This is a genomic window from Paraburkholderia phytofirmans (genome assembly GCF_046028095.1).
In the GTDB taxonomy this organism is placed as follows: Bacteria; Pseudomonadota; Gammaproteobacteria; order Burkholderiales; family Burkholderiaceae; genus Paraburkholderia; species Paraburkholderia phytofirmans_A.
Genome location: NZ_JAQQDJ010000010.1, coordinates 58,018 through 80,441, shown reverse-complemented (window position 1 = coordinate 80,441; position 22,424 = coordinate 58,018). Strand labels below are relative to the sequence as shown.

General features: G+C 63.8%; 20 protein-coding genes and 1 tRNA gene. 15 read left to right on the top strand and 6 right to left on the bottom strand.

The features are described from left to right. Positions 1 to 301: 301 nt before the first annotated feature. Positions 302 to 1,036 carry an outer membrane lipoprotein chaperone LolA gene (gene lolA, locus PQR54_RS25850; protein ID WP_408250650.1) on the top strand — a complete coding sequence of 245 codons (735 nt, stop codon included), beginning with the start codon at positions 302 to 304 and terminating at the stop codon, positions 1,034 to 1,036. Positions 1,037 to 1,113: 77 nt separating this feature from the next. Here the strand turns inward: lolA and PQR54_RS25845 are convergent, their stop codons facing one another. After that, positions 1,114 to 2,034, bottom strand: coding sequence for a LysR family transcriptional regulator (locus tag PQR54_RS25845; protein WP_106279954.1), 921 nt, complete (start codon positions 2,032 to 2,034; stop codon positions 1,114 to 1,116). Positions 2,035 to 2,204: 170 nt separating this feature from the next. Between PQR54_RS25845 and speB the strand changes: the two genes are divergently transcribed. Next, the gene (speB, locus tag PQR54_RS25840) at positions 2,205 to 3,194 is read left to right on the top strand and encodes an agmatinase (protein ID WP_012432090.1); all 990 of its coding nucleotides are present in this window, start codon (positions 2,205 to 2,207) and stop codon (positions 3,192 to 3,194) included. An 81-nt stretch (positions 3,195 to 3,275) separates the two neighbouring features. Here speB and cytX read toward each other — a convergent pair whose 3' ends face one another. After that, complete coding sequence (gene cytX, locus PQR54_RS25835) at positions 3,276 to 4,592, bottom strand: putative hydroxymethylpyrimidine transporter CytX (protein WP_408250647.1); 1,317 nt, start codon at positions 4,590 to 4,592, stop codon at positions 3,276 to 3,278. Between the two features lie 391 nt (positions 4,593 to 4,983). Here cytX and PQR54_RS25830 point away from each other — a divergent pair, with 391 nt between their 5' ends. The 7 genes from PQR54_RS25830 to PQR54_RS25800 all read left to right on the top strand — a co-directional run bounded on the left by PQR54_RS25830 (position 4,984) and on the right by PQR54_RS25800 (position 12,094). After that, positions 4,984 to 6,297 (top strand): replication-associated recombination protein A, encoded by a 1,314-nt coding sequence (locus tag PQR54_RS25830; protein WP_408250645.1) that lies wholly within the window; start codon positions 4,984 to 4,986, stop codon positions 6,295 to 6,297. Between the two features lie 93 nt (positions 6,298 to 6,390). Then, the gene (gene serS / locus PQR54_RS25825) at positions 6,391 to 7,686 is read left to right on the top strand and encodes a serine--tRNA ligase (protein WP_408250643.1); all 1,296 of its coding nucleotides are present in this window, start codon (positions 6,391 to 6,393) and stop codon (positions 7,684 to 7,686) included. A gap of 206 nt (positions 7,687 to 7,892) precedes the next feature. Next, positions 7,893 to 7,983, top strand: a tRNA-Ser gene (locus PQR54_RS25820). Between the two features lie 220 nt (positions 7,984 to 8,203). Next, on the top strand, positions 8,204 to 9,505 hold the full coding sequence (locus tag PQR54_RS25815) for an NAD(P)/FAD-dependent oxidoreductase (protein WP_408250641.1): 1,302 nt from the start codon (positions 8,204 to 8,206) through the stop codon (positions 9,503 to 9,505). Next, entirely contained in the window at positions 9,490 to 10,353 is an 864-nt protein-coding gene (locus PQR54_RS25810; protein ID WP_408250640.1) for a DUF1365 domain-containing protein, read from the top strand. The genes PQR54_RS25815 and PQR54_RS25810 overlap by 16 nt, the downstream gene beginning before the upstream one ends. A 12-nt stretch (positions 10,354 to 10,365) precedes the next feature. Further along, positions 10,366 to 11,577, top strand: a complete 1,212-nt coding sequence (locus tag PQR54_RS25805; protein ID WP_408250638.1) for a class I SAM-dependent methyltransferase — start codon at positions 10,366 to 10,368, stop codon at positions 11,575 to 11,577. 1 nt (position 11,578) lies between these two features. Further along, positions 11,579 to 12,094 (top strand): chalcone isomerase family protein, encoded by a 516-nt coding sequence (locus PQR54_RS25800; RefSeq protein ID WP_408250636.1) that lies wholly within the window; start codon positions 11,579 to 11,581, stop codon positions 12,092 to 12,094. A 131-nt stretch (positions 12,095 to 12,225) separates the two neighbouring features. Here PQR54_RS25800 and PQR54_RS25795 read toward each other — a convergent pair whose 3' ends face one another. The 3 genes from PQR54_RS25795 to PQR54_RS25785 all read right to left on the bottom strand — a co-directional run bounded on the left by PQR54_RS25795 (position 12,226) and on the right by PQR54_RS25785 (position 15,827). Further along, a complete protein-coding gene (locus PQR54_RS25795) occupies positions 12,226 to 13,305 on the bottom strand; it encodes an alpha/beta hydrolase (protein ID WP_408250634.1) in 1,080 nt (359 codons plus the stop codon). Between the two features lie 89 nt (positions 13,306 to 13,394). After that, positions 13,395 to 14,720, bottom strand: a complete 1,326-nt coding sequence (locus PQR54_RS25790; RefSeq protein ID WP_408250632.1) for an Nramp family divalent metal transporter — start codon at positions 14,718 to 14,720, stop codon at positions 13,395 to 13,397. Between the two features lie 126 nt (positions 14,721 to 14,846). Beyond that, positions 14,847 to 15,827 carry a ferritin-like domain-containing protein gene (locus PQR54_RS25785; RefSeq protein ID WP_408250631.1) on the bottom strand — a complete coding sequence of 327 codons (981 nt, stop codon included), beginning with the start codon at positions 15,825 to 15,827 and terminating at the stop codon, positions 14,847 to 14,849. A gap of 401 nt (positions 15,828 to 16,228) precedes the next feature. On the opposite strand from PQR54_RS25785, the gene map reads away from it, so the two are divergent. The 6 genes from map (at position 16,229) to PQR54_RS25755 (ending at position 20,640) form a co-directional block, all read left to right on the top strand. Next, the gene (gene map, locus PQR54_RS25780) at positions 16,229 to 17,014 is read left to right on the top strand and encodes a type I methionyl aminopeptidase (RefSeq protein ID WP_106306140.1); all 786 of its coding nucleotides are present in this window, start codon (positions 16,229 to 16,231) and stop codon (positions 17,012 to 17,014) included. Between the two features lie 198 nt (positions 17,015 to 17,212). Further along, complete coding sequence (locus PQR54_RS25775) at positions 17,213 to 17,746, top strand: GNAT family N-acetyltransferase (protein ID WP_012432102.1); 534 nt, start codon at positions 17,213 to 17,215, stop codon at positions 17,744 to 17,746. A 221-nt stretch (positions 17,747 to 17,967) separates the two neighbouring features. Next, a complete protein-coding gene (minC, locus tag PQR54_RS25770) occupies positions 17,968 to 18,816 on the top strand; it encodes a septum site-determining protein MinC (RefSeq protein ID WP_408250629.1) in 849 nt (282 codons plus the stop codon). 103 nt (positions 18,817 to 18,919) lie between these two features. Then, positions 18,920 to 19,735, top strand: coding sequence for a septum site-determining protein MinD (minD, locus tag PQR54_RS25765; RefSeq protein ID WP_006048490.1), 816 nt, complete (start codon positions 18,920 to 18,922; stop codon positions 19,733 to 19,735). A gap of 14 nt (positions 19,736 to 19,749) precedes the next feature. Then, positions 19,750 to 20,004 carry a cell division topological specificity factor MinE gene (gene minE, locus PQR54_RS25760; RefSeq protein WP_012432104.1) on the top strand — a complete coding sequence of 85 codons (255 nt, stop codon included), beginning with the start codon at positions 19,750 to 19,752 and terminating at the stop codon, positions 20,002 to 20,004. Positions 20,005 to 20,328: 324 nt separating this feature from the next. Next, positions 20,329 to 20,640 (top strand): YXWGXW repeat-containing protein, encoded by a 312-nt coding sequence (locus PQR54_RS25755; RefSeq protein ID WP_012432105.1) that lies wholly within the window; start codon positions 20,329 to 20,331, stop codon positions 20,638 to 20,640. Positions 20,641 to 20,888: 248 nt separating this feature from the next. On the opposite strand, the gene PQR54_RS25750 is transcribed toward PQR54_RS25755, so the two are convergent. Continuing rightward, on the bottom strand, positions 20,889 to 22,310 hold the full coding sequence (locus PQR54_RS25750) for a chloride channel protein (RefSeq protein ID WP_408250626.1): 1,422 nt from the start codon (positions 22,308 to 22,310) through the stop codon (positions 20,889 to 20,891). Between the last annotated feature and the right edge of the window lie 114 nt (positions 22,311 to 22,424).

The window sequence follows — 22,424 nt, the reverse complement described above, 5'->3', positions numbered from 1 at the left end:
ACGTTTCTTTACCGCAACCGATAGCAAGGCAAGCCGCGCTTTGCTGTGTAGATGCGTTGCCCTCGTCGTCGAAGGCTTATTTGGCAAGCCACGCTTCCCGACGTTAAAGGGCCGGCCGCTACCCTAAGGCTCGTTTAAGGCGGGTTGACTAAGCTGCCATGACACGCCTGAGTACGGCAGAGGGGACGCAGACTCGCTGGCATCGCGGCAGCCCCTCGCTAATATGGATACGCAGGCATCGCCCAATGCACGAGCAAGCGGTCATGACCGCTCAACGAATTCAATCAAGGGAGAAAACTACATGCAGCTATTCGCGCAGCAGCACGCTCGAGAGAATGCTCAATCCAGCCAAATCGGCCAGCTCGCCCGCACCTTTGTGCGCGGGATAGGCAGCGTGGCGATCGGCGCGTCGGTATTGTTCGCATCGCAGGCGTTCGCGAGCGGCACCGAGCAACTGAAGGCGTTCGTCGCGCAAGTGCATTCGGCGCGCGGCACTTTCGTTCAGCAGGAAGTGCGGGCGCCGAGCAAGGCGCAAGGCGCGAGCGGCACGTTGTCGACCCAGGGAGCGGGCAAAACCGGCACGTCGAGCGGCACCTTCACGTTCGCGCGTCCCGGCAAGTTCATCTGGCAATACGAGAAACCGTATGCCCAGTTGTTGCAAGCAGACGGTGACAAGCTCTACGTCTACGACAAGGATCTGAATCAGGTGACGGTGCGCAGCCTCGGCGGCGCGCTCGGTGCGAGCCCGGCAGCGATCCTGTTCGGCAGCAACGATCTCGACAAGAACTTCACGCTGCGCGACGCGGGTGTGAAAGCCGGCATCGACTGGCTCGAACTCACGCCGAAGGCGAAAGACACGCAGTTCCAGCGCGTCGGCATCGGCTTCAAGGACGGCAATCTCGAAGCGATGGAATTGCACGACGTGTTCGGCAACGTGACGCTGCTGACGTTCTCGAACATTCAGAAGAATCCGCCGCTGCCGGCCGATGCGTTCAAGTTCACAGTGCCGAAGGGCGCGGACGTGATCAACGGATAAGCCTTCACGCAGTGGGTCGTGATTGCTAAAAAGCCACGGCGTGCCGTGGCTTTTTTAATGCGCGCGTTGCCCGTTCGCTATTCGTCCACTTCCAGCACCTGCACCGGATGCGCAGCCTTCATATCGTCGATAAACGCTTCGACGATATCCGTTCGATGCTGCCGCGCCCGCGTGACCATGTGAAACGCCACTCGATAACGCATCTGCGCCGGATTCAGCGCGGCGAGCAGCCCTTGCTTGACGAACGGCGCCGCGAAATGCCCCGGCAGATAGCCAAGGTGATGCCCGGAAAGCACCAGCATCGCGACCGCTTCCATGTTGTCCGCGACGGCGGTGACGTTCTGCGGCGTGGTCGAGCTCTCGGCTTCAGGTAGCGGATAACTGCGCCACGCCCATTCGTGCTGCGCGGCTTCGGCGGGCGGCACTTCGCCCGCTTGTGCGAACAGCGGGTGACCTTTCGCGCAATAAGCGAACTGGTCTTCCGCGAACACCTCGGTGTATTCGAGGGACGGCACGCGATGCCAGAAATAGCCGATGCCGATCTGAATCCGCCCGTTCAGCAGCAACTCCTCCAGTTCGCCCGGCGAGCGCACCAGAATCGAAAACCGCACCGACTGATCGCGCGCCCGGAACCGGCCGATCGCGTCGCTGATGCGCGCGCTCGCCGACACCGGCGTGTGGCCTATCATGCCTATATCGAGCGTGCCGACCAGCTTGCGGCCGACGTTGCGCGCCTGCATGCCGAAGGTATCGACGGCCGACAGCAGGGCGCGCGCCGCGTCGATGAACTGCTCGCCGCGCGCAGTCAGGCTGAAGCCGCCGCGGCCACGTTCGCACAGCCGGTAGCCGAGGCGAGTTTCCAGCGTGGCGAGTTGCGTGCTGATGGTCGACTGGCCGACGTTCAGAGTGGCCTGGGCCGGCGAGACGCCGCCCGCGTCGACAATGGCGAGAAAAACGCGGATCAGCCGCAGGTCGAGATCGGTAAGTTGGGAGAACATACGTCAGGATACATCGCTGAAGATCAATGTGAAGTTTATTCCGTCGGTATTTTAACTTCTGGGAAACTGCTCAAGAATCGAGATTCGCCCGGCAAGGTGTGCTTCTAATGATTCTCCTCGGCCGGTGTGCACGATTTTGCTTGCTGCCCCCTTTTCATTGCCGAGACACGATGAATACCTCCTCCTTCATTTCCCCAGAAGCCGGCGAACGGCCGCAGCCGCTGTCCGGCAACGCCATGCCCCGCTGCGGCGGCATCGCGACGATGATGCGGCTGCCGAACGTCGGCTCGGCCGAAGGCTTCGACGCCTGCTTCGTCGGCGTGCCGTTCGATCTCGGCACTTCGAACCGCACCGGCGCGCGCTTCGGGCCGCGCCAGATCCGCAGCGAATCCGTGCTGCTGCGCCCCTACAACATGGCGACGCGCGCCGCGCCGTTCGATTCGCTGCGCGTGGCCGACCTCGGCGACGTCGCGATCAATCCGTATAACCTGCATGACTCGATCAAGCGCATCGAAACCGCGTACGACGAAATTCTCCAGCACGATTGCAAGCCGATCACGCTGGGCGGCGACCACACCATCGCGCTGCCGATCCTGCGCGCGATTCATCGCAAGCACGGCAAGGTCGGTCTGATTCACGTCGACGCGCACGCCGACGTCAACGACACCATGATGGGCGAGAAGATCGCGCACGGCACGCCGTTCCGCCGCGCGGTGGAAGAGGGCTTGCTGGATTGCGACCGTGTCGTGCAGATCGGTTTGCGCGGCACGGGTTACGCGGCGGAAGATTTCGACTGGTGCCGCGATCAGGGTTTTGAAGTCGTGCAGGCCGAGGCGTGCTGGAACCAGTCGCTCGTGCCGTTGATGGCGCGCATTCGCGAGCGCATGGGCGACGGCCCGGTGTACATCACGTTCGACATCGACGGGATCGATCCGGCCTTTGCGCCGGGCACGGGCACGCCGGAAATCGCCGGTTTGACGGTGCCGCAGGCGCTGGAAATCATTCGCGGCTCGCGTGGGCTGAATATCGTCGGCTGCGATCTGGTCGAGGTCGCGCCGCCTTACGATCCGTTCGGCACGACCGCGCTGCTCGGCGCGAATCTCGCGTTCGAATTGCTGTGTGTGCTGCCGGGCGTCGAGTATCGGGCGTCCACGCGCTAAAACGACTTGAGCGATATGAAAAGGCCTGCATTTGCAGGCCTTTTTGCGTTTATTTGACGGTGACGCTAGCTAAATTGAGCCTCACGCATACGCCGTCTTGCGCGCCGACACGAACACCAGATAACACACCGCGCCGATCACCAATGCAGGCAAGGTCGCGCCGAGATTCGGCAGCCATTGATTGATCACCTGATACGCGACGATACCGATCGCCCACGCAAGGAAGGCGCTCAGATGCCAGCCGCCCGAGAAGCCATAACGGCCGCGCACGTCGGCGAGCGCGGCGGCTTCGATACGGCGCTTGCGCACAATGAAGTGATCCACCAGCACCACGCCGAACAGCGGCGCGAACACCGAGCCGATCAGCAGCAGGAAGTTCTGATACTTCGCCATCGGCACGGCAAGGGCGATCAGCGTGCACAGCGCGCCGAACGCCGCCGACAACATGGGCACGCCGCCGCGCGTCCAGAACGTGCCGGTCGACACCGCGGCCGAGTGGATGTCCGCGAAGGCGTTGTCGACTTCATCGATCAGGATCAGCAGCAGCGCGAGGCCGCCGCCGGCTTGCGCCAGCGCGCCGGTCAACAGCGCGTCGCCGCCGCCCGCCGCGAGGCCGTAGACCGCGCCGAGCGCGTAAAACCAGATGTTGGCGATGCCGTAACCGAGCAGCGTGCCGCGGAAGGTTTCGCCGGGCTTCCTGCCGAAGCGCGTGTAGTCGGCGATTAGCGGCAGCCACGAGAGCGGCATGGCCACCACCAGATCGATCGCGCCGCCGAACGACATCTCGCCCGTGCCCGGACGCTGCATCAACGCGTTCAGATCGTGCTTGGCGAGCAGATTCCACGTGAGCCACGCCGCGCCCGCGAGCAGCAGCCAGATGCCCCACGTGCGCAGAAAGCGTCGCACGAACGACAGCGGGCCGCTGATCGCCAGCAGCGTCGCGAGCAAACCGAAGATCACCGTCCAGATGAGCGGCATGGAGAGGCCGAAGGCCTGCTTGGCGAGGGCGTCGGCGGAATCGCGCATCACGATCACCTCGAACGAGCCCCAGCCGACCAGTTGCACCGCGTTCAGCACGGCGGGCACCGACGCGCCGCGCACGCCGAGTGTCGGCCGCAGCGACGACATGGCCGCGAGCCCCGTATCCGTGCCGATCACGCCGGCCAGCGCCAGCAGCACCACACCGATCACGCTGCCGATCACGATGGCGAGCAACGCATGCGGCAGCGACAATCCCGGCACCAGCAGCGCGCCCGCTTGCGCGACCAAGAGGCCTATGCCGAGCGAGAACCAGAGCGCGAAGGCGTCGCCGGTGCGGAACGCGCGCCGCGCGTCGGGCACCGGCGTGAGCGGTGCGTAGGTGGAGCCGGCGTCGCCGGCGAGTGGATCTTGTGCCATCTGGTCTTGTCCCTGTTGATAGTGCTTGCCGACTCGTTTGCCGACTCGTTTGCCGACCCAGTTGCCAACTCAGTTGCCAATCTAGCCGCGAAGCTGCGCCGACGGTTGTGTCTGCTGTTATTTCCCCGGTTAGGTCAGGCGTTGCCTGCCCTGTCCGCTCGATCGTTTAACCGTTTCACCCGTTGCCGGATTCCGGCCTGGCGGGCCGCTTGGGCCGTTCCCGGCGCGCCGCGCGTCCTTCGTCCAGAAGCCGGGCGATTCTTGCCCGGGCGCCGTCACTGTCATAATGCAGGACGTTGCCCGCACCTTCACGTGCTGGCGTGGCTCACCGGCAGTACGCCGCCTTCACACGGACCGCGTCCGGAAAAGCCGAGATTATCCCCAAAACGTCATGTTTGAAGAAACCCGTGCCAATGTTCCGCTCGCCGAACGCCTGCGGCCCCGCAATATCGACGAAGTGATCGGCCAGAAGCATCTGCTCGGCCCGAACAAGCCGCTGCGGGTCGCATTCGAATCCGGCGAAGCCCATTCGATGATCCTCTGGGGCCCGCCCGGCGTCGGTAAAACCACGCTCGCCCGGCTCATGGCCGATGCGTTCCACGCGGAGTTTATCGCGCTCTCCGCGGTGCTCTCGGGCGTGAAGGATATCCGCGAGGCGGTCGAGACCGCGCAGATTCATCGCGCGAACGGGCATCAGACGCTCGTGTTCGTCGACGAAGTGCATCGCTTCAACAAGAGCCAGCAAGACGCGTTCTTGCCGCACGTCGAGTCGGGGCTGTTCGTGTTCGTCGGCGCGACGACCGAGAATCCGTCGTTCGAGGTGAACAGCGCGTTGCTCTCGCGTGCCGCAGTCTACGTGCTGAAAAGCCTCACCGACGAAGAGCAGCGCGAGTTGCTCGAGCGCGCGCAACAGGAACTCGGCGGCCTGACTTTCACCGACGAAGCCCGCGACGCGCTGATCGGTTCCGCCGACGGCGACGGCCGCAAGCTGTTGAACAACCTTGAAATCGTCGCGCGGGCGGCTTCGCAGCAAAAGACCACCGAGATCGATGGCGCCTTGCTCGGCAGCGCGCTGGCCGAAAATCTGCGCCGCTTCGACAAAGGCGGCGACGCATTTTACGACCAGATCAGCGCGCTGCATAAATCGGTGCGCGGCAGCAGCCCGGACGGGGCGCTGTACTGGTTCTGCCGCATGCTCGACGGCGGCGCGGACCCGCGTTACCTGGCGCGCCGCATCGTGCGCATGGCGTGGGAAGACATCGGCCTCGCCGATCCGCGCGCCGCGCGCATCGCGCTCGACGCCGCCGAAACCTACGAGCGCCTGGGCACGCCCGAGGGCGAGCTGGCGCTGGCGCAGGCGATCATCTATCTGGCGGTCGCGCCGAAGTCGAACGCTGGATACAACGCGTATAACGAGGCGCGGCGCTTCGTGAGCAAGGATCAATCGCGCGGCGTGCCGGTGCATCTGCGCAACGCGCCGACCAAGCTGATGAAGGAACTCGGCTACGGTCACGAGTACCGCTATGCGCACGACGAACCCGACGCCTACGCGGCCGGCGAAACCTATCTGCCGGACAACATGCGCGATCCGCATTGGTACGAGCCGACGCCGCGCGGTCTCGAAGGCAAGATCGGCGACAAGATGGCGCGTCTCGCGGAGCTCGATGCGCAGTGGCGCGGCGAGAACAAGCCGAAGAAGGGTTGAGGCATTCCACACACACCAACTATCTAACGCACCGGCCGCCCACGCCGGTGCGCTAAAATCCCACCTTCATACAACGAATACCCGCCCCATCCCATGCTCGACATTCAGCTGCTGCGCAAAGACCTCGACGGCGTCGCCAAACGCCTCGCCGACCGCGGCTATACCCTCGACGTGGCGGCCTTCGCCGCGCTCGAAGCGGAACGCCGCGAAACCCAGACCCGTACCGAAGAGATGCAGGCGCGCCGCAACAGCCTGTCGAAGCAGATCGGCGCGATGAAAGGCAAGGGCGAGGACACCTCGGCGGTAATGGCCGAAGTGGGCGGCATCGGCGACGAGATGAAGGCGTCGGCGGCCAGGCTTGACGACATCCAGAAGCGTTTGTCGGAACTGCTGCAAGGCGTGCCGAATCTGCCGCATGAAAGCGTGCCGATGGGCGCGGACGAAACCGGCAACGTCGAAGTGCGGCGCTGGGGCACGCCGCGCCAGTTCGATTTCGAGGTGAAGGATCACGTCGATGTCGGCACGCCGCTCGGCCTCGACTTCGAGACCGGCGCGAAGCTCTCGGGCGCGCGTTTCACCATGTTGCGCGGCCAGATCGCGCGTCTGCATCGCGCGCTCGCGCAGTTCATGATCGACACGCACACGCAGCAGCACGGCTATACGGAGGTCTACACGCCGTACATCGTGAATCCGGAAATTCTGTACGGCACCGGCCAACTGCCCAAGTTCGCCGACGACATGTTCCGCGTCGAGAAGGGCGGCGATGAGAACACGGTCACGCAGTATCTGATCTCCACGTCGGAGATTTCGCTGACGAACACGGTGCGCGACAGCATCCTCGAAGCAGACGCGCTGCCCATCAAGCTGACCGCGCATTCGCCGTGCTTCCGCTCGGAAGCGGGCTCGTATGGCCGCGACACGCGCGGTCTGATCCGCCAGCATCAGTTCGACAAGGTCGAGATGGTGCAGATCGTCGCACCGGAAACATCGTACACGGCGCTGAAAGAGATGGTCGGCCACGCTGAGACGATCCTGCAGAAGCTGGAATTGCCGTACCGCGTGATCACGCTGTGCACGGGCGACATGGGCTTCTCGGCCGCCAAGACGTATGACCTGGAAGTGTGGGTGCCGGCGCAGAACACGTATCGCGAAATCTCGAGTTGCTCGAACACGGAGTCGTTCCAGGCTCGTCGCATGCAGGCGCGTTATCGCAATGCGCAAGGCAAGCCGGAACTCGTGCACACGCTGAACGGCTCGGGTCTGGCCGTCGGCCGTACGCTTGTTGCGGTGCTCGAGAACTTCCAGAACGCCGATGGTTCGGTCACCGTGCCGGCGGCCTTGCGTCCGTATCTGGGTGGCATTGAACGACTGGAAGTGGCGGCTCGATGAGCGGCTTCATGAGCGATGGGATCGTAATTGCGTCGATCCCGTGCTGATGTTGCATCAAGACATGTACGGCGCGCCAAGCGCTTCCGAAGTTTTTTTGGGTCAAGGGGCTTGGCAAACCGAAATAGGCTGTTTTATAATCTTTTTCTCCCAAGCGATCGACCCGCTTGGTACTGATGAGGCGGTAGTCACCGTGATTCAGTAGACCCGGAAAGGTGGCAGAGTGGTCGAATGTACCTGACTCGAAATCAGGCGTACGGTTTTCCCGTACCGTGGGTTCGAATCCCACCCTTTCCGCCAAATTTAAAAACCCCGCAGAGCGAACGTTCTGCGGGGTTTTTGTTTTGACGCAACGCGACTTCGGATCGGTCGTCGAACAAAGCAATCATCTGCCAGCGTCAGCGCAATTCCCGCTTGCTGCATCCAAAGAGATCCGCGCTGCGTAAATCCCCTCAAGGACCGCAACCTTCGTCACACCTCTTGAATTCAACGCGTGTCCCCAGCTCAAGGAGACGCGCCCATGCCCCATTCCGCACCGACCTCACCACTACCGCGCGGCTCGCGGGTCGCGGTCATCGGCGCCGGCATCTCGGGTTTGGCCAGTGCCTATCTGCTGGCGCGCAACCATCGGGTCACGCTGTTCGAATCGGCCGAGTACCTGGGTGGCCACACCAACACCGTGGACGTCACGCTCGACGGCCACACGCATCCCGTCGACACCGGCTTCCTGGTGTTCAACGACCGCACCTATCCGAACCTGATCGCGCTGTTCGCAGAACTGGGCGTGCAGTCGCATCCGAGCGACATGACCTTCTCGGTCTCGCTCGACGAAGGCCGTCTCGAATGGGCCGGCACCAGTCTGAACACAGTGTTCGCGCAGCGCCGCAACCTGTTTTCGCCGACCTTCATCGGCATGCTGCGCGACATCATGCGGTTCAACGGCAGCGCGCAACGCAACCTCGAACTGGCGATTGAAACGCGCGCGTCGATGGGCGAGCTGTTGACGGAAGGCGGCTACGGCGGCGCGTTCCAGCGACAATATTTGCTGCCGATGGCCGCCGCGATCTGGTCGAGCGCGACCGCCGACATCCTCGCGTTCCCGGCCACCACCTTCCTGCGCTTCTGCCTGAACCACGCACTGCTGCAGGTGAATCGCCGGCCGCAGTGGCGGACCGTGGTCGGCGGCGGCCGCGAGTATGTGAAGCGTATAACCAGCACGCTCGACGACGTGCGTATCGGCACGGCAGTGCGTGGCGTGCGACGCGACGCCGACGGTGTCGACGTGCTCACTGACCACGGCACCGAGCGCTTCGACGCGCTGGTGCTCGCCACTCACGCACCGACCACGCTGCGCCTGCTGGAAGACGCCGATCAGGACGAGCGCGGCGTGCTCGCCGCCGTGCGCTATCAACCGAACGTCGCGGTGCTGCATACGGATACGAATCTGCTGCCGCGTCGTCAGCGCGTGTGGTCGGCGTGGAATTATCTGGGCAGCCGCAGTGTCGACGGCACACATCCGGTGTGCGTCAGTTATCTGGTCAATCAGTTGCAGCCGCTGCCGTTCAGGACGCCGCTCGTCGTCACGCTCAACCCGGTGACGCAGCCGGCGCCGGGCACCGAACTGCGCCGCTTCGTCTACGATCATCCGCTGTTCGATCTGGCCGCCATCGACGCGCAGCATCGCCTGCCATCGCTGCAAGGCAAGCGCCGCACGTGGTTCGCGGGCGCCTGGACGGGCTACGGTTTTCACGAGGACGGTCTGAAATCGGCGCTGCGCGTCGCGGCCGATTTCGACGCATCGCCGGCATGGGCCAGGCTATGAAACCGCCGGGCGACAATGTCGGCGCAGATCCGGCAGCCTGGCTTCTGACCGGCCGGGTGATGCACGAACGTCTGCGGCCAAAACATCATCGCTTCACGTATCCCGTGTTTTACGTGCGATGCGACCTGGATCGGCTGGCCTCGCTGGATAGCGGCTGGTTCGGCATCGACCGCTGGCGGCCGCTCAGCCTGTATCGATGCGACCACGGCGCGCGCGACGGCAGCGACCTCGCCACATGGATGCGAGAGCAACTACGTGCCGCGGGCATTGAAGAAGCGAACGGCCGGATCTGGCTGCAAGCTTTCCCGCGCGTGTTCGGCTACGCGTTCAACCCGATCAGTTTCTGGTACTGCCACGACCGCGACGGCCAACTGCGCGCGCTGCTGGCCGAAGTGCGCAACACCTTCGGCGAGCGCCACAGCTATCTGCTCAGCGCAAACGGCAACGCGCCGATCACTGCGAATACGCGGCTCATGTGTCGCAAAGTGCTGCACGTGTCGCCGTTTTGCCGTGTGGAGGGCGGCTACACCTTTCGCGTCAAGGAAGCGCCCAGTAGCGCGTCGGTCTCGATCGACTATCACGACGCCGACGGTCTGCTGATCCGCACCGCACTCGGCGGCCGCCTGACGCCGCTCACCCGCGCGGCCGCGTTCGCCGCGCTGCTGCGTCAGCCGCTGTTGAGCGTGAGCGTCGTCGCGAGAATTCACTGGCAGGCCTTGCGCCTTGCCCTCAAGAAAGCGCCGTTCCACGGCAAAAACCCCGCGCCGGCCCGCACCGACGACGCGTCCACCCACCACGCCGCAGCCGCCAAACCATCCGTCGCCGCGCGCCCCATTTCGTCCGATTGAGGAGATTCAGCCATGGCGCTTTCAAGAACCCTGAGCGGGCACCAAACCGCCCCCGCGTCAGGCCGTCTGTTTCTGTCCTTGCTCGAGCGGATCCAGGTGGGGCATCTGGTCCTGATCACGCCCGATGGTCAGCAGCGCGTGTTCGGCGATCCGCACGCGGCGCCCGGCGCGCGTCTGGAGATGCGTGACTGGCGCGCATGCGGCGCGATTCTGCGCAAAGGCGATATCGGTTTCGCGGATGCATGGCGCTCTTTCTGGGTCGATACGCCCGATCTGGCCGCGCTGCTGCGCGTCGCGATCCGCAACGAGCGCGCTCTGCAGCGCACGGTGTATGGCGGCTGGCTCGCGCAACTCTGGTATGGGTTGCGTCACAAGCTGAGGCGGAACACACGCTCGGGCAGCCGGCGCAACATTCACGCGCACTACGACATCGGCAACGCGTTTTACGGGGAGTGGCTCGATTCGACGTTCACCTATTCGAGCGCGGTATTCGGCGGCAATTTCCATCAATCACTCGAAGACGCGCAGCACGCGAAGTATCAACGCATCATCGATACGCTGGGTTTGCGCGAAAGCATGCACATTCTGGAAATCGGCTGCGGGTGGGGCGCTTTTGCGTTGCACGCGGCGCGTCTGGGCATTCACGTGCATGGCGTGACGATCTCGCCGGCACAACTCGAATTCGCCCGGCAGCGCGTGAACGAAGCAGGCCTGAGCGAGCGCGTGCAACTCGAACTGCGCGACTATCGCAGCCTGACCGGCCAGTACGACGCCGTTGTATCGATTGAAATGTTCGAGGCCGTCGGCGAAAAATTCTGGCCGACGTATTTTCAGATTCTGCGCGAACGTCTGCGGCCGGGTGCTCGCGCGCTAGTGCAAACCATCACGATCGACGACTCGCACTTCGCCGCGTATCGCGCGACGAGCGACTTCATTCGCGAGTTCATTTTTCCTGGCGGCATGTTGCCGAGCCCGCAGCGTTTCGCGCAAGCCGCACGGCGCGGCAAGCTCACGACGCACACGTCGCTGGCGTTCGGCCGCGATTACGCGGAGACCTTGCGTCGCTGGCGCGGCGGATTCGAAGCGCAACTCGATACGATCCGCGCGCAGGGCTTCGATGAAATTTTCGTGCGCACGTGGCGGCTCTATCTGGCGTATTGCGAAGCCGGCTTCGACGAAGGACGCACGGACGTGATGCAGTTCGTGCTCTCGAAGGCGGACTGACGTGCGCGCTTCCATCGCTCTCGCGCTGGTGTTGTGGGCGAGCGCCGCTTGCGCGGACTGGCGCAGCGATGTGCAGTCCGCGCAACTCGTCGGCGAAGGGGATTTCAGCGTGCTCGGCTTCCGGCTCTATCGCGCGCAGATGTGGAGCGAACGCGTGCCGGTCGATTACGACGCGCGCTTCGCGCTGCATATCGTCTACGCGCGCGGCATCAAACGCGAACGCCTCGCGGACACCGGCATCAGCGAGATCAAGCGTCTGGCGAGCGCGCCGATTCCGGCCGACACGCTGGAACGCTGGCGCGCGGATATGCTGCAGGCCTTCGTGGATGTCAGTCCCGGCGACCAGTTGAGTGCGGTGTATCTGCCGGACAAGGGCGTGCGTTTCTATGCCGGCGAGCGCATGACCGGCGAATTCGACGATCCCGCCTTCGCGCGCGCATTCTTCGGCATCTGGCTCGATCCTTCGACACGTGCGCCTACTTTGCGCAAGCAATTGCTGGGCATGGCGCAGCGGTAGTTCGTACGCGACGCGTTGCGAAGATTGCCGTTGGGCACCGGCTCGAGCACCTGAATCAGATACGCGTTCAAAGCGGGGGCAGCGCGTCACCGCAGAGCGGCGACGCGCGTTGCGACCCGTTGCAGCGGCGTTTATTCGCTGTGGCCCAGATGGCCTTGTTTCTGGCAATCGGTATCAGCGGCGGGCGTTGATGCGGATGCCGAGCCATCGCACGACGCTACCGCTGCTTTCGCCCGTTGCCTGCGCATCTGATAGACGTTGCCTTGCGCGTCGGAAGATGCGGGCAGCAATTGCGCGCTACCGTCTGTAGCACCCTTGTGCGAACGCCGTACTTCATTGCTCGCCTGCGTGTCGATAAACGCACTCGCATCGTCGAGCACCGGCGCAAAGGCGCGCAACGGCCCGGCAAACGCGCCCACTAGCAGCGCATGCCCGACGCGCGGATAGTGCTTCACTTCGACATCCGCGTCGCCCGCTGCACGCAGTTTCGCCGCGAGCCGGTCCGTGTTGCCCGGATCGACGGTCGTATCGCGCTGGCCTGCCGCGAGGAACATCGGCGGCTCGTCGCCGGCGACAAAGTTGATCGGCTGACTCGCGGCACGCAAGGCACGCGGGAAAATTTCCTCGAGCGTCGCGTCGTGCAACGGCAGAAAATCATACGGGCCGGCCAGGCCGATCACGCCGCTGATATCGCTTTTGCTCATCTGCTGCGCGGCGAGATAGCGGCCGTCGGTGGCGAGAAGCATCACGATATGCGCGCCTGCCGAGTGTCCCATCAGGAAGATTCGCGACGGGTCGCCGCCGAACTCGGCCGCGTGATCGCGTGCCCAGCGCACGGCCATGGCCGCGTCGTCGACGAAGCCGGGGAAGGCCGTGTCGGGCCACGTCCGATAGTCCGGCAGCACGGCGACGAAGCCGCGCGAGGCCAACGCCGCGCCGACGAACAGATAGTTGCTGCGCGAGCCGTTCTGCCAACTGCCGCCATAGAAGAACACCACGATCGGACGGCCGTGCGAAGAAGCGGCTGGCGGCGCGTCGGCGGTGGGCACGTAGACGTCGAGTTTCTGGCGCGGCGCGTTGCCGTAAGCAAGGCCGTTTTCGGCGCGGAACTGCTTGTGCGATACGGCGGCGTTCAGCACGCCGGCCGCGCTGCAGCCGCCGAGAGCGGCGAGCGCCAGCGTGGCGGTCAAAGTGAGCAGGCGTCGAGGCATGGGAGTCGAGTCCGTCCGAAGAGATGCGTTCGAACAATGTACGCGCCAAGCCCTCGAGCGGATGCAGGCCGTGCTATGACGCCGCTGGCTCACGCGGCATGGAACGGCGGCCACGGCGAAATGCCGGCCACTTGCAGCAGCAGAATGAGATTGAGCGCCAGCACGACGACCGTGCCGAGGATCGCCGCAAAGGTCGTCGCACGACGATTCCGGTAGCGGCCCATCAGATCGCCGCGCGAGGTGAACCACACGAGCGCGATCATCGGCACGGGCAGCGCGATGCTGAGCACCACCTGGCTCAGCACCAACGCGCGCGTCGCGTCGACGCCGCAGGCCACCACCGCGAAGGCCGGCGCCATCGTGATCAACCGCCGCGCCCACACGGGGATATGAAAGCCGACGAAGCCCTGCATGATCATTTGCCCGGCCATTGTGCCGACCACTGAACTCGACACGCCCGACGCGATCAACGCGGCCAGAAAGAGTCCCGCCGCGGCGCCGCCGAGCAGCGGCGTGAGCGTGCGCCACGCGGTCTCGATGCTGGCGATTTCCGGGTGCCCCGCATGAAACGCGCTCGAGGCCATGATCACCATCGCCATGTTGATGAACCCGGCCACGCCGAACGCGACCACCACTTCGATATTGGAAAAGCGCAGCAGCCTCGTGCGCTCGCCGTCATTGCGCGGTTTAGCACGATTCTGCGTGAGCCCCGAATGCAGGAACAGCACATGCGGCATCACCGTGGCGCCGATGATGCCCACCGATATCGTCAACGCATTGCTATCCGGCACGCGCGGCGTGAACGTGTGCGCGATCACCGATGGCCAATGCACCGGGGCGATCAGCAACTCGGCGAGATACGACAATCCGATTACGCCGATCAGCGCCGCGATCGCCAGTTCGAGCGGGCGGAAGCCGCGCTTTTCGAATTGCAGCAAACCATACGTGACGGCAGCGGTGATGAGCATGCTCGGTATCATCGGCAGATGCGTGAGCAACGACACACCGATCGCGCCGCCGACGAACTCGGCCAGATCGGTCGCCATCGCCGCGATTTCGCTGATGCCCCACATCGCGAGCACGGAGCGGCGTGGCAGCGCTTCGCGGCATAACTCGGCGAGATTGCGCCCAGTGACCAGACCGAGCTTGGCCGACAGCGACTGGAACAGCATTGCGACGACATTCGCGACCGCCACGACCCACAGCAGCGTATAGCCGTATCCCGCGCCCGCCTGGATGTTGGTGGCGAAGTTGCCCGGGTCCATGTACGCGATCGACGCCACCACCGCCGGCCCGACGAACGGCAGCATCGCACGCACGCCACGGCGCCGTCCCGCCAGTGTTTCGCTAATGTCGAAACAGGTCTGCTCGGTGAGAGTCTGCGGCACGGCGCCCTGGCTTATCGCTTCGTTCATAGCGGCTCCTGTACGTCGTCAAACGTTCAACGCAATCCGCACATGACGTGTCCGGCCAACGGGTTCAGCGCGATCGTCGTCGCGGCGTCCCGTTGCCGGTGCAACTGACACAACGGATCACTCAGCTCAGGCACTCATGTTCAGCGAACCGTTCACACCGTTCGGGAAGAAGCCGCCTTTGGTCGCCGCCGAGCTCGTCAGATAGACGATGTTGAGGACGTTGCTGTAGTTGCGGCTGAATGCGAGCCCATTGCTGTCCAGCGGCACGATGTTGGACGTGCCGGCGGTCGCGCCGGTGATGCCCTGATCGTCGTGGCCGTTGTGATCGAGGCTGTTACGTGCAGCCGAAATCGCGTTGGCTGCGGTGACGAGACTCGTCATGTCGATACCTTTCGAGTACAGCACCGTGCGCACCAAACCGGCGTGATATGCCTCGGCCGCGAGAATGCCGGCCGCCGCTTCGAGGAACGTCTTGTTGGTGATGAGCGGCGAGGCGCCTTTATAAGCCGTCACGCCGACGTCCTCGAAGATGTACGCGCCGAGCAGGAAGTTGTTGTCGTTCGCATACGGATTGAATGGGGTGCCGGCAGGCACGAGACCCGCGGCGCGCGCCGCGTTCGAGAACGCGCCATTCGGATCGGTGCCGCCGATGTCGATCGCGGGCATGGCAACCGCGGCCGAACCCAACGCGCTGCGCAGAAAGGTGACGTGCTCGCGCTCGTCGTTGGCGATTTCATTGGCGTAGGCCTTCACCACCGGATCCTGGAAGGGCACTTGCTGCCCCGGAATCACCGTGCCCACCGTGCCGACGCCTGCGGTCATGCTCGCGGCAAGCCCGGCGCCGGTCGTCGCGTACGTATAGAACTGCGATTCGAGGTACTCCAGATTCAGCGCGAAATTCAGGATTTCCGCGTCGGTCGGCGCGCTCTGGGCCGATACGTTCGAAACCGAGCCGCCGCCGCCGCACGCGCTGATCAGCGTGCCGCCGACGAGTCCCAGACTCAAGCCGCCGGCGTTGCGAAAGAACTGTCTGCGTTGCAGGCGGCGCTCGGCGCGGCGATCGAATGCATCAATAAGGGATGCTGATTTATTGCTGGACTCCGACATGGCGATGCTCCTCAAATGGTTCGCTGCCGATGCCGCGGATTCGCGGCGCACACGCACGCACATCTGCGACTCGCTCGCTAGCAGGACGCAAAATCGCGGGCGCAACGAGGCCCCGTTCTTCTGAGAAGAACTAAATGATCAAGGGAGAAGAGCGAGTCCTCATTCGCCTTTACGGGGCGAAAACTCTGCTAGATGCAACCCTCGCAAAAGATTTCTGTTTGCGTGTGCAGCATCAAGTACGCTGCATGCGCGGAGTCGGTCGAGCATGCCGCCCGCCGCCACCGCGAACCGTTCCGTTCGGCAAGTTTGGCGCGGTTCGCACAGGCTCGGCTGCGATCCTCTGTACAATTGGCCGATCGATTGAACATCGACCTCCCATTCGACCCATATCGACCGAATTCATGGCTATTACCTACAAGACTCCCGACGACATCGCCAAGCTGCGCATTTCCGGCCGCCTCGCGGCCGATGTGCTGGCGATGATCGGCGAGCACGTCAAGGCCGGCGTCTCCACCGACGAGCTGGACGCACTGTGCAACGACTACATTGTCAATACGCAAAAGTCGATTCCGGCAAATGTCGGCTATCTGGGTTTTCCGAAGACGGTGTGCACCTCGGTCAACTCGGTGGTGTGCCACGGCATTCCGAATCGCGCCGAGGTCCTGAAAGATGGCGACATCATCAATATCGACGTCGCGATCATCAAGGATGGCTACTTCGGCGATACGAGCCGCATGTATTGCGTCGGCCAGCCGAGCACGGTGGCGCGTCAACTCATCGACACGACCTATGAAGCGATGCTCGCCGGCATCCGCGAAGTGAAGCCGGGCGCCACGCTCGGCGACGTGGGCCATGCGATTCAAAAGGTCGCGCAGCGTGACGGCTTCTCGATCGTGCGCGACTATTGCGGGCACGGCATCGGCAAGGTCTATCACGAAGATCCGCAAGTGCTGCACTATGGTCAGCCGGGGCAGGGCGTGCGTCTGAAGCCGGGCATGGTCTTCACGATCGAGCCGATGATCAACGCGGGCCGCGCCGGCACCGCGGTGCAGCGCGACGGCTGGACCGTGGTCACCAAAGACCGTTCGCTGTCGGCGCAATGGGAACACATGATCGCCGTGACCGACGACGGCTATGAACTCCTGACACCGTGGCCGGACGGCACCGGTAGCTACGAAGCGCCGTGACTCTGCGCGGCGCGCACCGCGTCTGGCCACTTGCGCCGGAGGTGGCGCGTTGCATGCTGCTGAGTCTGGATACACTTCGCATGTCGTCTCCCGAGGAGACTTCCTGCGGCGCATGCCACATTCCGGTAAAGAATGATTTGACTCTCGCGCCGGTTCGGTTAAAGCTACGCCTTAGGGTTTCAAGGGGTTTTCGTCTGCATGAGTCCGTCATTGACCGTTCGCCGTATCGCCGCTGATCAGGGCGCCGTTTTCCGCGAACTCCGTACTGCGTCGCTGCGGGAGGCACCCTATGCCTTCGGCGCCACGCTCGAGGACGCGTTGTCGGCTGACGCCGCCAGTTTCGACGCCACCGCCGCGGATCATGCGGTTTCCTTCACCTTCACCACCTTCATCCTCTACACCGAGGGCCATCCGGCGGGACTGATCGAAGCGTACTTCGACGATTCCGCGGCGCGCCGCGCATTCGTTTGCGAACTGTGGGTGGCGCCGGCCGTGCGTCATCTGCGAGGCGGCGAGCTGCTGGTCGACTCGGCCGCCGCGTGGCTCGCGAACGAAGGCGCCACGGAAATTTACGCGTGGGTCGCCGACGCCAATCGCAATGCCATGCGCTTTTACGAGGCGCTCGGCTTCGGTCCGACCGGCGAGCACCGTCGCGTCACGCGCGCGCCGGACCAGGCCGAAAGCCTGCTGGTTCGCCACGTGCCGACCACGTCCCAGGTGTTTCAGCAGTGATCTCGCGGGCGGCGCAACAGTCTGCCGCTCGATTCCCTTCCGCGTCTCTTCAGCGTCTATCGCCGGATCATCGGCGCGATGCGCGGCCTGAATGGCCACGCCGAGGCCTTCGCGTTGGCTGCCCGGGCCGCGTCGTGATCGCGGCGGCCCGTTCTCCCGGCGAAAAAGCTGGCCGCGCGCGTCGACGCCTGTAAAATACGCAAAATTTTTTGCCGAACGCTATGTCGCCCAAGAAATCGCCCTTTTTCGAACTTCGCAGCGGCTCTGTCGACACGCTCCTGTTCGTGGTCAAGACAACCGACCTCGACGCCATGCGTGCCGAACTGACCCGGCGCTTCGAGGCGACCCCCGAGTTTTTCGCTAACGACGTCGTCGCCATCGACGTGCGCCGTCTCGCCGACAACGAACGCGTGCCGCTCGCCGACATCGCGCAATTGCTGGACAGCGTGCGCATGCGCCCCGTTGGCGTGGTCGCCAACGCGCAGCAGACGTGGGCCGCCGAGTCGCAGTTGCCGCTGCTCGAAGCCCGCGACCGCCGCGGCGCCACTAACGCCGCCAAATCCGCGGACGAAGACAGCACCGCCGCTCCAGCGCCGGCTGTCACCGCCGCGACGGCCACGCCGCCTTCCGATCTGTTCGAACTCGCCGCCGGCACGCCGGAAAACGGCACGCCGGCCACGGCCGCCGCCGTCGAGCCGGCTCCCGCCGCGGAGCCGGTGCGTCTCGCCACGTCGTCGCAAACCATGGTGGTCGACAAGCCGCTGCGCTCCGGTCAGCGCATTTACGCCAAGGGCGACCTGGTCGTGCTCGGCCTCGTGAGCTACGGCGCGGAAGTGATCGCGGAAGGCAACATCCATATTTACGCGCCGCTGCGCGGCCGGGCATTGGCCGGCGTGCAGGGCAATCACGACGCGCGCATTTTCTGCACGTGTCTCGAGCCGGAACTCATCTCGATCGCAGGCATCTACCGTACGACTGAGAACCCGCTGCCGGCCGACGTGCTCGGCAAGCCGGTGCAGATCTGGCTCGAAGAAGAAAAGTTGATGATCGAACCGCTGCGGCTCACCTAAGCGACGCGAAGCGCGCTGCGTCGATCAACCCGATGCACGCGGCGTTTCACGGCAAATATGGCCGCACATAATTGACGAATTTGACGAACACAAGGTAAGGGTAATGGCAAAAATCATTGTGGTGACTTCGGGCAAGGGTGGCGTGGGCAAGACGACCACGAGCGCGAGTTTTGCATCGGCCCTCGCTCTGCGGGGCAGCAAAACCGCCGTGATCGACTTCGACGTCGGCCTGCGTAACCTCGACCTCATCATGGGTTGTGAACGCCGCGTGGTGTACGACCTGATCAATGTGATCCAGGGCGAAGCCAATCTGAACCAGGCGCTCATCAAGGACAAGAAGTGCGAGAACCTGTTCATCCTGCCGGCCTCGCAAACGCGTGACAAAGACGCGCTGACCATGGAAGGCGTCGAGAAGGTCATCAACGATCTGATCGCGATGGACTTCGAATTCATCGTGTGCGATTCGCCGGCCGGTATCGAATCGGGCGCGTTGCTCGCCATGCATTTCGCCGACGAAGCGCTGATCGTGACGAATCCGGAAGTCTCGTCGGTGCGTGACTCGGACCGCATCCTCGGCATTCTGTCGTCGAAGACCAAGCGCGCGATCGAAGGCAAGGAGCCGATCAAGGAACACCTGCTGATCACCCGCTATAACCCGAAGCGCGTCAGCGAAGGCGAAATGCTGTCGCTGACCGATATCCAGGAAATTCTGCGCATCGATCTGATCGGCGTGATTCCGGAATCGGAAGCGGTGCTGCACGCATCGAACCAGGGTTTGCCGGCGGTGCATCTGGACGGCACCGATGTGGCCGAAGCCTACAAAGACGTCGTATCGCGTTTCCTCGGCGAGCAGAAGTCGCTTCGCTTTACCGATTACCAGAAGCCCGGGCTGCTGCAGCGCCTCTTCGGCACCAAGTAAGGGGAGCGCACGTAATGTCGATTCTTTCGTTTTTGCTGGGCGAGAAGAAGAAGTCCGCATCGGTAGCGAAGGAGCGCCTGCAGTTGATCATCGCGCATGAGCGCGCCGGCGGCCATGCGCCTGCCGATTATCTGCCTGCGTTGCAACGCGAACTGGTGGCCGTGATCTCGAAGTACGTGAAGATTTCCCATGACGATATTCGCGTGAGCCTCGAACGTCAGGACGATCTCGAAGTGCTCGAGGTCAAGATCGAAATACCGCAGGCCTGATCGTCCAGGGTCTGTGTCCTCTCGCGGCCGGTTTCATATGACGTGCTGCGCGCTTCGCTGTGTTGCGTCGAGATGACGTGATGCGGGGCGGCGCGCGAGTGCGCCGGTCTGTTGTGCCTCTTTGTTTCCGTTGGTCGTTGCTCCCACTTCCCTCTGTGTTCGTGCGCGATTGCATGCATGGGCTTTCTCGCGCGCGTCGGCGGCACGTCGAAATAATCCGTTGCACTTGAGCGTGTGGCGTTACACGCCCACGGTCAGCCGCTGCGTCCCCTCAAGCATTAAACGGATAACGCCGCCTTCGGTGTTCATCTACAGAGGGATAACATGAACAAGACCTTGCGTTTGCTGCTCGCCAATACCGTATTGATTGCCGCCGGCGCGGCCGCCGTGGCATCGGCTTCGGCCGCGGAAGTCGTCGTGATCGCGCCGTCCGCGCCGCCGCCGGTGCGCTACGAAGCGGTGCCCGCGTCGCGCGTCGGCTACGTGTGGGATCGCGGTCATTGGCGCTGGGATCATGGCCGCTATGTGTGGATCGGCGGTCATTGGCAAGCCGAGCGTGTCGGCTATCACTGGGTGCCGGGACACTGGGTCGCGCACGGCCCGAATTATCACTGGGTTGAAGGCCACTGGGCGTAACGCCACGAGCTTTGGCAATGCGCGGCACGACACGGTGAATGCCGTGCGTGCCGCTCCTTCCGTTTCGACAAGCACAGACACATGCATACGCTGCGCACGCGTTCGGCGTAGCGTTCGTCTGCGCGCGCTTCAGGAAACCATGTGATGAAAAAGAATCTGCTTCTGATCGCCGTGCTGGCGGTCATGCTGGCCGGCTGCGTCGTTGTGCCTGCGCGGCCGGTGTATCTGCGAGCGCCGGCTGTCGTTGTCTACTGACGTGGTGCGCTGCCGTTGGTGTCGTCGGCGGGCGGCTCGCCGTCGACGTTGGCCGAGACCGAAGCGGGTGCTTCGACCTCGGGCACTTCCGGCGTCGGTGCGGGCGAAGGTTGCGGCAACGGCGTCATATAGCGCGCGGCCAGCGACTCATACAGCGGCGGCGCAAAGAGGCGCGACACGCGGCTCGAAATCAACGCGGTGGCCATCAGCGAGATCACCAACGCGTGGCCGTTGATCATCTCCATCACGATCACGAACGACGTAATCGGCGACTGCGTGACGGCGGCCAGATAGCCGACCATGCCGAGGGCGATCAGCATCGGCAGATCCATCGATTCGAACACTCGGTGCAGCAGATCGCCGAAGCCCGCGCCGATCGATAGCGACGGCGCGAAGATGCCGCCCGGAATGCCCGGCAAATAAGAACCGACCATCGAAATCATCTTCAAGAACGGATAAAACACCGACAGTTGCGCGTGGCCGTCGAGCAATCCGCGTGCTTCGGCGTAGCCGCTGCCGAAGGTCGTGCCGCCCGAAATGAGGCCGACCACGGCGATCAAGAAACCGCACAGCGCGGCAAACGCGACCGGCCGCTCGCTATGCAATTGACGCAGCGGGCCCGGAATCCAGCGCGCGGTGTTCAGCAGGAGCCAACCGAACAGACCGCCCGCAAGGCCGGTGACGACCGCCGTGAGCAGCACCGCGAGCGCCAGCACATTGGGAAAGTGCGCGCCGATCTGGATGGTGCCGAAATAGGTGTAGTTGCCATTCAGGCCGAGCGCGATCACGCCGGCGATGATGATCGCGGTAATCAGCACGCCGCTCGCACGAGCCTCAAAGCTGCGCGTCAATTCCTCGATCGCGAACACGATGCCGGCAAGCGGCGTATTGAACGCCGCGGACAAACCCGCCGCCGCGCCGGCCAGCACGAGTTGCCGTTCGATCAGCGCATTCGAGCGGGGATACAGCCGCCGCAGATTGAACATCAAGGCGGCGCCGACCTGCACGGTCGGCCCCTCGCGGCCGATCGTGAGGCCGCCGAGAATCGCCAGAAAGGACACGACGATCTTGCCGAACAGAATCCGGAAGCTCAGCAGCCGCGAACCGTATTCGCTGGTCCGGGAGTGAAGCGTGGCGATGACCTGCGGAATGCCGCTGCCTTCGGCGCCGCGGAAGAACTTGCGCGTGAGCCAGACGGCGAGTGCCGCGACCGCGGGCGTGATGATCAGCGGCGCCCACACATGCTGTTGCTGCACGGAGCGAAACTCGTTGTAGCCCCAGTCGATCAGTCTTGCGTACAGCACCGCGGTTAGCCCGACTGCGATCGCGCCAAGCCAGAAGACGCCGTATTGGCGCCACAGTCGCCTCGCGCGTCGAACGATGGCGGAAGATCGGATCGGAATGGGCCGGGACATGAGCGAGTGAAGGCGCAAAGGCAGAAGTATAAGGCGCGCAGGACCCGCAAATCCGTATGAAAGTATTTTGAAATGGTGTAAAAGGGCTGCGTGTAAGCCGGCGAACGTAACCCT